This window comes from Mycobacterium sp. 3519A, assembly GCF_900240945.1.
GTDB lineage: Bacteria > Actinomycetota > Actinomycetes > Mycobacteriales > Mycobacteriaceae > Mycobacterium.
In genome coordinates this window covers 22,412-34,824 of the sequence record NZ_OESG01000013.1, presented here as the reverse complement: position 1 = coordinate 34,824, position 12,413 = coordinate 22,412, and the positions used below count along the sequence as shown (strand labels likewise).

General features: G+C 69.0%; 15 protein-coding genes. 7 read left to right on the top strand and 8 right to left on the bottom strand.

Annotated features, from left to right (window positions below; all coding sequences use genetic code 11):
* Positions 1-8 precede the first annotated feature (8 nt).
* Positions 9-845, bottom strand: coding sequence for a GNAT family N-acetyltransferase (locus tag C1A30_RS07995; protein WP_101947759.1), 837 nt, complete (start codon positions 843-845; stop codon positions 9-11).
* A gap of 46 nt (positions 846-891) precedes the next feature.
* Here C1A30_RS07995 and C1A30_RS07990 point away from each other — a divergent pair, with 46 nt between their 5' ends.
* Positions 892-2,247: a hypothetical protein gene (locus C1A30_RS07990; protein ID WP_101950049.1), complete on the top strand. Its 1,356-nt coding sequence runs from the start codon at positions 892-894 to the stop codon at positions 2,245-2,247.
* Here C1A30_RS07990 and C1A30_RS07985 read toward each other — a convergent pair whose 3' ends face one another.
* Entirely contained in the window at positions 2,248-3,135 is an 888-nt protein-coding gene (locus tag C1A30_RS07985) for an RNA polymerase sigma-70 factor (RefSeq protein ID WP_200828213.1), read from the bottom strand.
* A 96-nt stretch (positions 3,136-3,231) separates the two neighbouring features.
* Here C1A30_RS07985 and C1A30_RS07980 point away from each other — a divergent pair, with 96 nt between their 5' ends.
* Positions 3,232-3,717, top strand: coding sequence for a carboxymuconolactone decarboxylase family protein (locus C1A30_RS07980; RefSeq protein WP_101947757.1), 486 nt, complete (start codon positions 3,232-3,234; stop codon positions 3,715-3,717).
* Positions 3,718-3,720: 3 nt separating this feature from the next.
* Here C1A30_RS07980 and C1A30_RS07975 read toward each other — a convergent pair whose 3' ends face one another.
* From C1A30_RS07975 to C1A30_RS07965, 3 genes are read right to left on the bottom strand one after another with little or no spacing between them, the layout of a single operon-like run.
* Positions 3,721-4,356, bottom strand: a complete 636-nt coding sequence (locus C1A30_RS07975) for a class I SAM-dependent methyltransferase (RefSeq protein ID WP_101947756.1) — start codon at positions 4,354-4,356, stop codon at positions 3,721-3,723.
* Positions 4,346-5,017 (bottom strand): DUF2064 domain-containing protein, encoded by a 672-nt coding sequence (locus C1A30_RS07970; RefSeq protein WP_101947755.1) that lies wholly within the window; start codon positions 5,015-5,017, stop codon positions 4,346-4,348. Before C1A30_RS07970 ends, C1A30_RS07975 begins: the two co-directional genes overlap by 11 nt.
* Positions 5,014-5,664 carry a glycosyltransferase family 2 protein gene (locus tag C1A30_RS07965; protein ID WP_101950048.1) on the bottom strand — a complete coding sequence of 217 codons (651 nt, stop codon included), beginning with the start codon at positions 5,662-5,664 and terminating at the stop codon, positions 5,014-5,016. Before C1A30_RS07965 ends, C1A30_RS07970 begins: the two co-directional genes overlap by 4 nt.
* A 105-nt stretch (positions 5,665-5,769) precedes the next feature.
* Between C1A30_RS07965 and C1A30_RS07960 the strand changes: the two genes are divergently transcribed.
* The 4 genes from C1A30_RS07960 (at position 5,770) to C1A30_RS35580 (ending at position 8,513) form a co-directional block, all read left to right on the top strand.
* Positions 5,770-6,453 (top strand): response regulator transcription factor, encoded by a 684-nt coding sequence (locus C1A30_RS07960; RefSeq protein ID WP_101947754.1) that lies wholly within the window; start codon positions 5,770-5,772, stop codon positions 6,451-6,453.
* Positions 6,443-7,462 (top strand): cell wall metabolism sensor histidine kinase WalK, encoded by a 1,020-nt coding sequence (locus tag C1A30_RS07955; protein ID WP_101947753.1) that lies wholly within the window; start codon positions 6,443-6,445, stop codon positions 7,460-7,462. The genes C1A30_RS07960 and C1A30_RS07955 overlap by 11 nt, the downstream gene beginning before the upstream one ends.
* A gap of 163 nt (positions 7,463-7,625) precedes the next feature.
* Complete coding sequence (locus C1A30_RS07950) at positions 7,626-8,063, top strand: nitroreductase/quinone reductase family protein (RefSeq protein WP_101947752.1); 438 nt, start codon at positions 7,626-7,628, stop codon at positions 8,061-8,063.
* A gap of 36 nt (positions 8,064-8,099) precedes the next feature.
* Positions 8,100-8,513 carry a hypothetical protein gene (locus C1A30_RS35580; protein ID WP_160112709.1) on the top strand — a complete coding sequence of 138 codons (414 nt, stop codon included), beginning with the start codon at positions 8,100-8,102 and terminating at the stop codon, positions 8,511-8,513.
* A gap of 5 nt (positions 8,514-8,518) precedes the next feature.
* Here C1A30_RS35580 and C1A30_RS07940 read toward each other — a convergent pair whose 3' ends face one another.
* From C1A30_RS07940 to C1A30_RS07930, 3 genes are read right to left on the bottom strand one after another with little or no spacing between them, the layout of a single operon-like run.
* Positions 8,519-9,637 (bottom strand): nitronate monooxygenase family protein, encoded by a 1,119-nt coding sequence (locus tag C1A30_RS07940; RefSeq protein WP_101947751.1) that lies wholly within the window; start codon positions 9,635-9,637, stop codon positions 8,519-8,521.
* Positions 9,638-9,663: 26 nt separating this feature from the next.
* Complete coding sequence (locus C1A30_RS07935) at positions 9,664-10,695, bottom strand: NAD-dependent epimerase/dehydratase family protein (protein ID WP_101947750.1); 1,032 nt, start codon at positions 10,693-10,695, stop codon at positions 9,664-9,666.
* Complete coding sequence (locus C1A30_RS07930) at positions 10,692-11,477, bottom strand: S-methyl-5'-thioadenosine phosphorylase (RefSeq protein WP_101947749.1); 786 nt, start codon at positions 11,475-11,477, stop codon at positions 10,692-10,694. The genes C1A30_RS07935 and C1A30_RS07930 overlap by 4 nt, the downstream gene beginning before the upstream one ends.
* A 25-nt stretch (positions 11,478-11,502) precedes the next feature.
* Between C1A30_RS07930 and C1A30_RS07925 the strand changes: the two genes are divergently transcribed.
* Positions 11,503-12,372: a 1,4-dihydroxy-2-naphthoate polyprenyltransferase gene (locus C1A30_RS07925; RefSeq protein WP_101950047.1), complete on the top strand. Its 870-nt coding sequence runs from the start codon at positions 11,503-11,505 to the stop codon at positions 12,370-12,372.
* Positions 12,373-12,413: the final 41 nt, after the last annotated feature.

Below are 12,413 nucleotides of genomic sequence, written 5' to 3'. Positions count from 1 at the left end.
AGTACGAATCAGCCTTTGACCAGCACCGCGCGGGTGTAGAGCAGATGAAAGCCCCTGCGCGCAACGTTCTGCTGCGACTTCGACCCTGGCGCGGTGGTGACGACGGCGATGTCGCAGCCGGCGCGCACGGCGTCGGCCAGTCGCGCGGCCAGCAGCGCGGTCTGCACGCCGCGTCTGCGGTGCGCGGGTGACGTCGCGGCACCGGTCAACTGCGCGACACCGTCGGAGATGCGCATGCTGCCGCCGCCGGCGACCACGCCGTCGCGGCGCGCGAGATACGGTTTGGCGCCTGCCTGTTCGGTGTCGCTGATCACATTCTCGATGATCTCGCGAGGGAAGTCCTCGTGCGAGGGCACGCCCTCGTCGTCGGGGTGCGCGAACCCATCGACGACGACCTCGAGCCACGCCGCAGGGTCGTCGCTGGGCCGGACCTCGACGCCAGGCGGCGTGACCGCCTCCAGGTCGCCGTCCAGCGACCGCCCAAGCACGTTCTCGAACGACACCAGTTGGTAGCCGCGAGCGGTCATGGCCGCGCCGATCGCGGGGTCGGCGAGGTTGGTCAGTTCGACCCGTGTCCCGGCGCCGCGCGCAGCGAAGTCCTGTTCGATCGCGTCGAGCGCGTCGTCGTCCGGCACTCCGCCGAAGCCGAGACCGACGATCTTGTTCAGTGGCGAGCCGTCCCCGGCGTAGCACGCGGCGCCGCCCGCGATCGGAACCACGAACACCGTCGCGCCCACGCGTTGCCTGGCGACCTCGGTCGCGCTGGTGATCATCTGCATCTCGGCGCGCTCGATGCGTTCAGCCAGGCGTGTGCTGCCGAAGAGCGGCGTCGCGTCAGTAGTCATCGAATGGTCAGATTAGTTGCGGCGGGCGCCGAATAGGCTGGCGTTCGTGCGGATCGGTCGCAAGGAGACGGTGGCGGTCGCCGTCGGCGCGCTTCTGGTGGTCGCGGCGTTCGTCGTCCCGCATCTGCATCTGGGCATCGTCACGCCGCTGATCCGCGCGTCGCCCGCCCGGTTACACAGCTTCGCCGACACCGCGCCGATCTTCGGGTGGTGGAACGCGCATATCGGGTGGGGCACCGGCCCGGCGATCGTGATCGGCGTCGCCGCGGTGCTGTGGGGGCAGGCCGTCGCGGCGCGTCTGCCGTGGCGTGTTGTGCCATGGGCCGCATGGGCCACGTCGTGCGCGTGGGCGTTCTCGCTGGCGATGATCGACGGTTGGTACCGCGGCTTCGCGCATCGCCTCGCCGCACAAAATGAATACCTGCGCCAGGTGCCCACCATCACCGACATCCCAACCGCGGTGCGCACTTTTGCGAGCAGAATCCCTGACTTCCAACCGAATTCGTGGATCACGCACGTGTCCGGGCATCCGCCCGGTGCATTGTTGACGTTCGTCTGGCTCGACCGCATCGGGCTGGGCGGTGGTGCGTGGGCGGGGTTGCTGTGCCTGCTCGTCGGCTCGAGTGCCGCGGCAGCGATCGTCGTCGCGCTGCGCACGTTGGCGGACGAGGCCACCGCCAGGTCGGCGGCACCGTTCGTCGCGGTGGCGCCGACGGCCATCTGGGTCGCGGTGTCGGCGGACGGCTACTTCGCGGGGGTGGCGGCCTGGGGTATCGCGCTGCTGGCGTTGGCGGTCCGGCGCACGGTGCGATGGCCCGTGCTGGCCGCGGTTGGTTCGGGACTGTTGCTCGGCTGGGGCATCTTCCTCAACTATGGCCTCGGCCTGATGGCGTTGCCTGCGGTGGCCGTGCTGCTCGCGGCGGCGAATTGGCGGTCGGCAGTCACGGCCCTGGCGCCCGCGGTGGTTGCCGCACTGGCGGTCGTCGGCCTGTTCGCGCTGGCGGGATTCTGGTGGTTCGACGGCTACACGCTGGTGCAGCACCGTTATTGGCAGGGCATTGCGAACGACCGGCCGTTCCAATACTGGTCGTGGGCGAACCTGGCGTCGGTGGTGTGCGCGATCGGGCTCGGCAGCGTTGCCGGGATCGGCAGGGTGTTCGACATCGCGGCGATCAAGCGCCGCTCCGGGCTGCACCTGGTGGTGCTCGGCGCGCTGTTGTCGATCCTGTGCGCAGACCTGTCGATGCTGAGTAAGGCTGAGACCGAACGCATTTGGTTGCCGTTCATGGTGTGGCTCACCGCCGCGGGCGCCTTGTTGCCGTCGCAGTCACAGCGTTGGTGGCTGGCACTCAACGTCATCGGCGCACTGCTGCTCAACCACTTCATCCTGACGAACTGGTAGTCAACGGCCCAACGCGGTCTCGCGATTCACGTACGACAACTTCTCGGGATTGCGCACGATGTACAGCCCCGAGACCAGCCCGTCGTCGATACGCACCGCGACGACGTTGTCGATCTCCCCGTCGATCCGGATGATCAGCGCGGGCCCGCCGTTGATCTGCACCGGTTCGACAGAGACCTCGCCGACGAGCCTCGGCAGGCCCACACCCAGCAGGCGCGCCACCCGGTGTGCGCCGCGGATGGGCCGCGGCAGCGCCTGTTTGACGCCGCCGCCGTCGCTCAACATCACCACGTCAGGCGCGAGGACATCGACCAGACCCTGCAGATCGCCGGTTTCGATCGCGCGTTGGAACGCCTTCAGCGCATCCCGGGATTCGTCGGAGGACACGACGCCGCGCGGCCTGCGTGCGGCTACATGTGACCGCGCCCGGTGGGCGATCTGGCGGACCGCGGCCGGAGTCTTGTCGACGGCCTCGGCGATTTCGTCGTACTCCAATTCGAACACCTCACGCAGCAGGAACACCGCGCGTTCGGTCGGTGTCAACGTCTCCAGCACCAGCAACATCGCCATCGAGACGCTGTCCGCCAATTCGACGTCCTCGGCCACATCGGGCGTGGTCAGCAGCGGCTCCGGCAGCCAGGGCCCGACGTAGGCCTCCCTGCGGCGCCCCAGCGTCCGCAACCGGCCCAGCGCCTGCCGGGTAGCGATCCGGACCAGATACGCGCGCTGATCGCGCACCGTGTCGAGGTCCACGTTCACCCACCGCAGCCAGGTCTCCTGCAGCACGTCTTCGGCGTCGGCGGCCGAGCCGAGCAATTCGTAGGCCGCGGTGAAAAGCAGGTTGCGATGCGCCAGGAAGACCTGGGTTGCGACGTCGGACATGTCCATATGACACCAGTGGCCGCCGATTTGTGACATCGGGCCCGGTTGTCACAAACGGCGGGCCGCCGACATCTGATGTGCACCACGACAGAGGAGGAAGCAATGGACGCCCGATTCGATCTGATGAACAACGACGTGGCAGGCAAGTTCGCCAAGCGGTTCGTCAACGCCAGCCTGGTGCTCGACCAGTCGACGCTGCCGAAGGCCACCCAGGAGTTGGTCAGCCTGCGGGCGAGTCAGATCAACGGCTGCGCCGTCTGCGTCGACATGCACACCAAGGAGGCGGCGGCCGCAGGTGAAGACGCGGTGCGGCTGAACCTGGTCGCGGCGTGGCGTGAGGCGATCGTGTTCACCGACGCCGAACGCGCGGCGCTGGCGTTGGCCGAGGAGGGCACCCGACTTGCCGATGCTCACGAGGGAGTGTCCGACGAGACCTGGACGCAGGTGCGTAAGCACTACGACGACGATCAGATCGCGGCGTTGGTGTGCCTGGTCGCGCTGATCAATGCGGCCAACCGGATGAACGTGATCGTGCGGAATCCGGCAGGCAACTACCAGCCCGGGATGTTCGCCGGTATGACCAGTTGAGTGCTACGCCCCGCCCGCCGACAGGCTGGCCACCACGCGGCGGCCGATCGGATGGATGCCCGCGACCGTGAGACCCACGTCGTCGGCGAGTCGCGCTGCGCAGTCGATACCTACCGATGCCCACTGGAACCACGGGCCGATCGCACGGGCCGACTCGAGCCGAACCCATCCGGTGTGGATTCCCTCGGTAGCCGAATCGAATTCGACAAGACAGCGCCCGCCCTGACGCAGCAGTTCGCCAGCGCGCCGCAGGATCCGCCACGGGTCTCCGCCAAGTCCGACATTGCCGTCGGCCAGCAGCACGGTGTGCCACCGCCCGGCCCCCGGCAATGGGTCGAACACGTCGCGGCGCAGGGCGGGAGCACCGCTGCGGCGCGCCAGGGTGACCGCGGTGGCCGACTGATCAACCCCGAGCGCGGGCACTCCGCGCTGCACCAGCGTCGCAACCAAACGCCCTGGGCCACACCCTAAGTCGATAGTCGGTCCGCTGCACATCTCGACCAGCGTTCGATCGAAATGTGCATCGGCGTTCCGGCCGCCAAGCCACCTGCGCACCGGCAGCCGATCGAGGCGGCCGTCGTCGTGTCGAAGCCAGCAGCGCTCGCCGTCCAGCGCGCGGTCGTAGAGGTTACCCAGCATGGCTGACCCCGGCGGTCGCGCGCGCGAACCGACTGTCCAGCGCGCATCGGGCACGGACAGCCTCGACATCGTCGACGGTGTCCACATCGGCAAGCGTCGCAAGGATTTTCACATCCGCGACGGTGTCGGACAGCGCGGCCAGCGTTACCGCGCCGGTGTCGGATCGCGACATCGGAATCGTGCGCAGGCAGTCGGCGGCTGCCGCATCGGTGACGCCGAGTATCCACCAACCGCCGTCGCGCGCTAGGCCGAGCACCGCGTCGGCGGCCAGCAGTTCGCGGGCGCATTCGGCCAGCAGTTCGCCGGTCACCTGCGGGGTGTCCATGCCGATCTGCAGCACGGGCAAGCCGTTGGTCGCAGCCGCGGCGTCGGCGTGCCCGTTGGCCAATCTGGCCGCGAAGTCCTCGCCGCGCTGTGGCACCACCGTGAAATCGGCGAGGCGCGAACGTATTTCGGCTCCTGCGGCGGCGCTGTCGAGGTCGCCGGTCAGTGCCACCACCCGCGCGGCGACGGGCGCCGCGACCACTGCGTCCAGCGTGTCCAGCAGTGCCGCCGCGGCGATGTCCGCAGCTGCCCGGTCTCCCACGGTGGCCGCCAACCTGGTCTTGGCCTGGCCAGGCACGGGCGCCTTGGCCACCACCAGCACCACGACCGGAATCACGAGATCACGCGCCAGAAGTCAAGCGCAGCAATGAAACTCCCCCGTATCGACCCACTGACCTTTGACTTGCCTCCGGTGCGCGGGCCGTAGGCGACGTCGCGTTCCACCACCCGCCAACCGGCTTGCGCCGCGCGGACCAACAGTTCCAGCGGATAGCCGGACCTGCGGTCGGTGACGCCCAGCGCCAGCAGCGCGTCGCGGCGGACCACCCGCATCGGCGCGATGTCGTGAACGGCGAGTCCATAGCGGTTGCGCAGCCGCCAGCACACCGCTGCGGTGCCGAGGCGCGCATGCCATGGCCAGCGCAGCCCGGCGACGGCGCGGCGGCGACCGATGGCCAGATCGGCGCCGCGGTCCAGTTCGTCCACCAGGGCCGGCAGCTCGCGAGCGTCGAGGGAGCCGTCGGCGTCGATGACCGCCACGATCGGCGTCGTGGCCGCCACCACCCCGGCGTGCACCGCAGACCCGTAGCCGGGCCGCTGTTCGGCGACCACCTCGGCGCCGTGCCTGCGCGCGACGTCCGCGGTGCCGTCGGTGCTGTTGTTGTCGACCACCAGTGGCCGATAGCCGTCGGGCATGGCGGCAAGGACCCCCGGGAGCGACGACGCCTCGTTGAGACAGGGCAGCACCACCGTGACGTCGGGCATGGTTTCCGACGTTAGGCCGTCGCGGTTGCGGTCGGCAACGCGCGAACAGTGACGGAACAATGACATAGGCGCAGGTAGCGGTATCGCCGGATTAAGGTCTTAACCATGACGCGCGTACTGATCGCCGACGACGACATGGTCGTGCGTGATGTCGTGCGCCGGTACCTCGAGCGCGACGGCCTGGACGTCTCGATCGCACACGACGGCGCCGAGGCGATGCGGCTACTCGGCTCCCAGCACATCGACGTCGCGGTGCTCGACGTGATGATGCCGGGGCCGGACGGCCTCACGCTGTGCCGCAGCCTGCGGCAGCGCGGCGGTTACGCCATGCCGGTGATCCTGCTGACCGCGCTCGGCGAGGAGGACGACCGGATCGCGGGCCTGGAGGCCGGGGCGGACGATTACGTCACCAAGCCGTTCAGCCCGCGCGAGTTGGCGCTGCGCGTGCGCTCGGTGCTGCGGCGGGCCGCCTCACCGGTCAACACGCTGCAGATGGACATCACCGTCGGCGAGATGACCGTCTCGACCGCCGCGCGGTCGGTGACTATCGCCGGCGAGCCCGTCAGCTTGACCAACCGCGAGTTCGATCTGCTGACGTTCTTCCTCACCCATAGCGACACCGTGTTCTCGCGCGAGGAGTTGCTGAAGGAAGTGTGGCGTTGGGACTTCGGCGACCTGTCGACGGTCACCGTGCACGTCAAGCGGCTACGGTCCAAACTCGGCGAACACCATCGGGTGCAGACCGTGTGGGGCCGCGGATACCTGTGGGATGGCAACAATGCCGAATGACTTGTGGGAGATCGCCGCGTGGGCGCTGGCGTGCTCGGTGCCCGTGGTGCTCGCGGGGGCGATCATCATCCGGTTGGCGCGGTCGTGGTCGCTGGCGGTCAGCATGGTGGCACTGGTGCTGATCCCGGTGTTGGCGACGTTCACCGGCGTGCTGGGCGCCAGCGGGTTCATGATCACCGAGACGTTCGAGCGCACCGCCGTCGTGCTGGTCATTGTGTCGGTGGTGACCCTTCCTGCCGCGGTGATGCTGGCGCGCTATCAGGCGCGAAGGACGGTGTGGGAGCAGGAGATTCGCGATTCCGAACGCGCCGCTGAGCATTCCCGCCGCCGGTTGGTGGCGTTCGTCAGCCACGACCTGCGCACGCCGCTGGCGGGTATCCGGGCGGTGTCGGAGGCCATCGCCGACGGCGTGGTTCCCGATTCCGAGGTTCGGGTACACGCGAAAACCATTGAACAGGAATCGATTCGGCTCTCCGAGATGGTCGACGACCTGTTCGAGATGTCCAAGATCAATGCGGGCGCGGTGGAACCGGTGCTCGACAAGGTCGCGCTCGACGAGGTTATCGACGATGTGCTTGCCGCACACCGGATCGCCGCCGAGCGGGCCGGGGTGCTGTTGAAGGCGGAGTTGCCGGACAAGCCGGTGCAGGTGCTCGGCAGCGACCGGGCGCTGGTGCGAGTGCTGTCCAATCTGGTCGCGAACGCGATCGCACATACGCCGTCCGGCGGCAAGGTGCTGCTGGCGCTGGGTTCCGACGAGCACGGCGCATGGGCCCGCGTCGACGACACCGGGGTTGGCATAGACGAGGCCGATCTGCCGCGGGTGTTCGACGTCGCGTACCGCGGTTCCAACGACCGGGTGCCGCGGGCGGACTCGTCACTGCCGAGCGGATCGGGGTTGGGGCTTGCCATCGCCGCCGGGTTGGTGCAGGCACATCGCGGCACGTTGTCGGCGCACAACCTCGGCACGGGCGCGCGTTTCGAGGTGCGGTTGCCGCTGGCCGACTAGGCCCGCGTCCTCGGAGGTCACGTCTCAAATTGCCCACGTACGTAGCGACAATCTCGTTGTCGCTACGTTGTCGCTCGGTACGCGGGCAATCCGGCACCTGGTTTGGCACCGGCGCGGGGCCACGTCTTGTACTTGAGTGATCGTTCTACTATCGTCGGTACCCATGGTCGGCAAAGGGCTGCGCAAGTTCAAGTTCGAGCGACGGGTGGGGCGCACCGTCGTCAATCCGCTCGTCGCGGCGATGGACCGGATCGGACTGCGCTCATCGTTGGTCGTGGAATTGGAGACCACCGGCGCCAAGACCGGCCAGCCGCGACGCGTACCTCTCACCGGACGCGCCGACGACAAGGGCATCTGGGTGATCTCGCAGCACGGCCGCCGGGCCGGATGGGCTCACAACATCGCAGCCAATCCGAAGGTACGCGTCCGGATCGACAACCAATGGCGTAGCGGCACAGCCACTTTCGAGCCGAACGACGACGTACGCGCCCGCGCCCGGAGCATCGGCGGCGACAGCAAGTTCAGCCAGACGGCCTCCGCGCTGGCCATGCGCGCCATGGAGAGCGATCCGATCTCCGTGCGCATCGCGTTCGACGACTAGCGTTTCGACGCTGTGGCAGCGGGTAACACTGCCGCCATGAAATCGGGTGCAAGAACGAGTCTGGCGCTGTTCGGCGGCGCGGCGGCGATGGTGTTGGCGGTCGGCTGCGGCGGTGGTGACAACGGCGGCGAGACCACCACGTCGACGACAACGACCACCACGTCGGACACCTCAACGACCACTCCCGCCCCGGCGACGACCACCGGGACCGCGGTTCCGGGCGGTCCCACCGGCGGCGGTGGTCCAGAAGGTGGCGGCGGCGGCGTTCCCGGCGGTCCCACCGGCGGCGGCGGCCCAGAAGGTGGTGGCGGCGGCGTTCCGGGCGGTCCCACCGGCGGCGGTGGCCCTGGGGGCGGCGGCGGCTCGATTCCCGGCGGCCCGACCGGTGGCGGCGGCCCCGGTGGCGGAGGCGGTTGCGTGCCAGGTGTGGGCTGCGTCAGCGTGCCGTAACGCGGTCAGTCCGGCAGCGAGTTGCTCAGCCGCTCCGTCGCCGCCAGGTAGTCCTCGATGAACTCGCGCACTACTTCGCGCGCGGGTTTCACCTTGTTCATGAGGCCCACCCCCTGGCCGACGAAGTAGGTGGCCAACGCTTGGGCACCTTCGTGGCCCTGCGACGCCAGCATGTCGACCCGGCGGATGACCGGCTCGCTCAACATCGACTGCAGCGGCAGCGGCAGCGGCTTCTGACCGCCTTCGTTCGGCAGCCATGCGTCGGTCCACTCCGACTTCAGTTGTCGCGCAGGCTTTCCGGTCCGGCCCGCCGACCGTACGGTGTCCCGCGACGTGGCCGCCAGCATCTTCTGCACGGTGTGCGGCGCGGTCTCGGCCTCCTCCGTGGTCAACCACACCGACCCGGTCCACGCACCGTCGGCGCCCATCGCGACGGTGGCGGCCATCTGCCTGCCGGTCACGATGCCGCCCGCGGCCAGCACCGGCACCGCGCCGCCGATCGCTTCGATCACCTCCGGGATCAGCACCAGCGTCGTCACCTCGCCGCAGTGGCCGCCGGCCTCGGTGCCCTGCGCGACGATCAGGTCGACCCCGGCCTGCACCTGCTTGGCCGCGTGCTCCTTGGCGCCGACCAGCGCGGCCACCGGTACGCCCCGCTCCTTACCCGCGTCGATCATGTAGTCCGGCGGCACCCCGAGCGCGTTGGCGATCAGCTTGATCGGGTGCCCGAAGGCGACGTCGAGCAGGTCGGCACCGGTGTCCCCCGACAGGAACGAAGGGCCGGTCCGCGGCGCCTCCTCGGGTTCGATGCCGTGCGCCGAGAGCAGGTCGGTGATGAACCCGCGGTACTCGTCGGGAATCCGCGACGCCAATTCGCCGGGTTTGAGCTTCTCACCCTTGCCCTCGAACTTGGCGGGCACGATCAGATCGACGCCGTACGGTTTGCCGCCGACGTGCTCGTCGATCCACGACAACTCCTTGTCCAGCCAGTCGGGGGTGAACGCCGTCGCCCCCAGAACGCCGAACCCGCCCGCGTTGGTGACCGCGGCCACCACGTCTCTGCAATGACTGAACGCGAACAGGGGGAAATCGATGCCGAACTGCTCGCAGATCGCTGGCTTCATTCCACCAGTTGTACTAGGTGAAACTGCTACGCCCGAAGCGGGGCATACGCGAACTCCCGCAGTCCGTCGCGTGGATCGACGGCCGCCCGGAATCCGAGCACGTCGGCGGCGCGGGCCGGATCGGCCACGATGTGGCGCACGTCGCCGCTGCGGTATTGGCCGGTGACGACCGGCAGCGCATCGCCGCGAGCCTCACACAGTTCGGTGGCCACCTCCAGGATCGGGATCGGCCGCCCCGAGCAGACGTTGAACGCCGAGAACCCGCCCAGTTCACTGTTGACCGCGGCCACGTTGGCAGCGGCGACGTCGTCGACGTGGACGAAGTCGCGCATCTGGCCGCCATCCTCGAAAACCCTTGGCACGTCGCCGGCTTCGAGTTGACTGCGGAAGATCGCCGCCACCCCCGAGTACGGCGTATCCCTCGGCATGCCGGGGCCGTAGACGTTGTGATAGCGCAGCGCCACCACGGAGCCACCCGTCGACTCGGCCCACGCCAGTGCGTAATGTTCCTGCGCGGTCTTGCTCGCCGCATAGAGACTGCGCGGCCGCAACGGGGCATCCTCATCCACCAACCGCCAGCCCACCTGCTGCCCGCAGATCGGGCAGCGGTGTTCGAAGATCCCGGCGTCGAGGTCGGCCCTGGTCCGCGGTGGCGGGTCGACGAGTCCGTGTTCGGCGCATTCGAACCGGCCCTGCCCGTACACCACCATCGACGACGCCAGCACCAGCCGCTGACAGCCTGCGGCGAACATCTCGGCGAGCAGCACCGCGGTGCCGAAGTCGTTGTGGCTGCCGTAGGACGGCGCGTCTGCGGCATCCACCCCGGCGCCGACCACCGCGGCCTGGTGACACACCACGTCGACGCCGTCGAGCAGTGGCGCCAGCGCCGCGGCGTCGCGTACGTCGACACGCTGAACACCTTGCGGCAGCTCGGCTTTCGCCCCGTGCGCGGCGGACAGCATCGCGTCGACCGCCACCACGTCGTGGCCCTGCTCGGTCAGCGCCGCGGCCACCCGCGATCCGATGAACCCGGCCGCGCCGGTCAACAGCACCCTCACGGCAGCTCGAAGGGCAGTTCGACACCCTCATGCGGCAGGCAATGGGTACAGGTGCGTTCGGTCGTCACACTCTCGATGGCCTCGAGCACCAACTTCTTGAACGGCACCAAGTTGCGTTCGAACTCGGCGAACACGTCAACCGCCCGCACCGCCGTCCCGGCATCGATGCCCGCATCCAGGTCGGTGACCAAAGCGATGGCGGCGTAACACATTTCGAGTTCCCTGGCGAGCACCGCCTCGGGATAACCGGTCATGTTGACCAGCGTGAAGCCCTGAGACGCGAACCACTGGCTCTCGGCGCGGGTGGAGAACCTGGGCCCCTGGATCACCACCATCGTGCCGCCGTCGACCACGCCGGGCAGATCGGCCGCCGCCGCCCGCAGCGTCGGGCAGTACGGATCGGCGAACGCCACGTGGATGCCGCCGGAGTCGAAGTAGGTGTCGGCGCGGCCCGTGGTGCGGTCGACCAGTTGATCGGGCACCACCATGGCGCCCGGCCCCAACTCGGCGGTGAGGCTGCCGACCGCGCACGGCCCGAAGATGCGGCGCACACCCAGCGCCCTCAGCGCCCACATGTTGGCGCGGTACGGCACGGTGTGCGGCGAGAACTCGTGCTTGACGCCGTGCCGCGGCAGGAATGCGACCTCGTGCTGGCCGACGGTGCCCACCGTGATCGGCGCGCTCGGCGGACCGTACGGCGTATCCAGATTGATGCTGCGGGCGTCGGGACCGAAGAACGTATAGAAACCGCTGCCGCCGATGACACCTAACACGGCGACCATTCTGCGTCATGCGACGATGACGCTCGTGGCCAGTTTCGCGCAATGGGTCGAGGGCGCCCGCCCGCGGACGTTGCCCAATGCGATCGCGCCGGTGATCGCAGGCACCGGTGGCGCCGCTTGGCTGCATGCCGCGTGCTGGTGGAAGGCGTTGCTGGCATTGGTCGTCGCGGTCGCGATGATCGTCGGCGTCAACTACGCCAACGACTACTCCGACGGCATCCGCGGCACCGACGACGTCCGGGCGGGCCCGCTGCGACTGGTCGGCTCGAAACTGGCCGCACCGCGCGCGGTGCTGACGGCCGCGGTGGTGAGCCTCGGCGTGGCGGCGGTGGCCGGTCTGGTGCTGGCGTGGTTGTCCGCGCCGTGGCTGATCGCCGTCGGCGCGGCATGCATCGCCGGGGCCTGGCTGTACACCGGCGGGTCCAAGCCGTACGGATACCTCGGTCTCGGCGAGGTCGCGGTGTTCGTGTTCTTCGGCCTCGTCGCGGTGCTGGGCACGCAGTACACGCAGGCGCTGCGGGTGGACTGGGTCGGGTTGGCGTTGGCGGTGGCGATGGGTTCGCTGTCGTCGGCGGTGCTGGTGGCCAACAACCTGCGCGACATCCCGACCGACACCGAGTCCGGCAAGATCACGCTCGCGGTGCGCCTCGGCGACGCCCGCACCCGCGTGCTGTACCACGCGCTGCTGCTCGTCGCCTTCGCGCTGACGCTGGTGCTGATGCTGGCGACCCCGTGGTGTGCGGTGGGGTTGATCGCGGCGCCGTTCGCCTTTCGGGCGTCCGGTCCGGTCCGGCGGGGTCTCGGTAATAAGGACCTGATCCCGGTGTTGCGCGACACCGGCCTGACGATGCTGGTGTGGGCCGTGGCGGTGGCGCTGGCCTTGGCGTTCGGCTGACCGCCTGACGCCGGTGTGCGAATACCCTGGCCCGGGTACTC

Bases quoted from the DNA above. Each gene is read 5' to 3' on its own strand.
- C1A30_RS07995 (WP_101947759.1), bottom strand. From the start codon at position 845: ATGACTACTGACGCGACGCCGCTCTTCGGCAGCACACGCCTGGCTGAA.
- C1A30_RS07985 (WP_200828213.1), bottom strand. From the start codon at position 3,135: ATGGACATGTCCGACGTCGCAACCCAGGTCTTCCTGGCGCATCGCAAC.
- C1A30_RS07980 (WP_101947757.1), top strand. From the start codon at position 3,232: ATGGACGCCCGATTCGATCTGATGAACAACGACGTGGCAGGCAAGTTC.
- C1A30_RS07975 (WP_101947756.1), bottom strand. From the start codon at position 4,356: ATGCTGGGTAACCTCTACGACCGCGCGCTGGACGGCGAGCGCTGCTGG.
- C1A30_RS07965 (WP_101950048.1), bottom strand. From the start codon at position 5,664: ATGCCCGACGTCACGGTGGTGCTGCCCTGTCTCAACGAGGCGTCGTCG.
- C1A30_RS07960 (WP_101947754.1), top strand. From the start codon at position 5,770: ATGACGCGCGTACTGATCGCCGACGACGACATGGTCGTGCGTGATGTC.
- C1A30_RS07955 (WP_101947753.1), top strand. From the start codon at position 6,443: ATGCCGAATGACTTGTGGGAGATCGCCGCGTGGGCGCTGGCGTGCTCG.
- C1A30_RS07950 (WP_101947752.1), top strand. From the start codon at position 7,626: ATGGTCGGCAAAGGGCTGCGCAAGTTCAAGTTCGAGCGACGGGTGGGG.
- C1A30_RS35580 (WP_160112709.1), top strand. From the start codon at position 8,100: ATGAAATCGGGTGCAAGAACGAGTCTGGCGCTGTTCGGCGGCGCGGCG.
- C1A30_RS07940 (WP_101947751.1), bottom strand. From the start codon at position 9,637: ATGAAGCCAGCGATCTGCGAGCAGTTCGGCATCGATTTCCCCCTGTTC.
- C1A30_RS07930 (WP_101947749.1), bottom strand. From the start codon at position 11,477: ATGGTCGCCGTGTTAGGTGTCATCGGCGGCAGCGGTTTCTATACGTTC.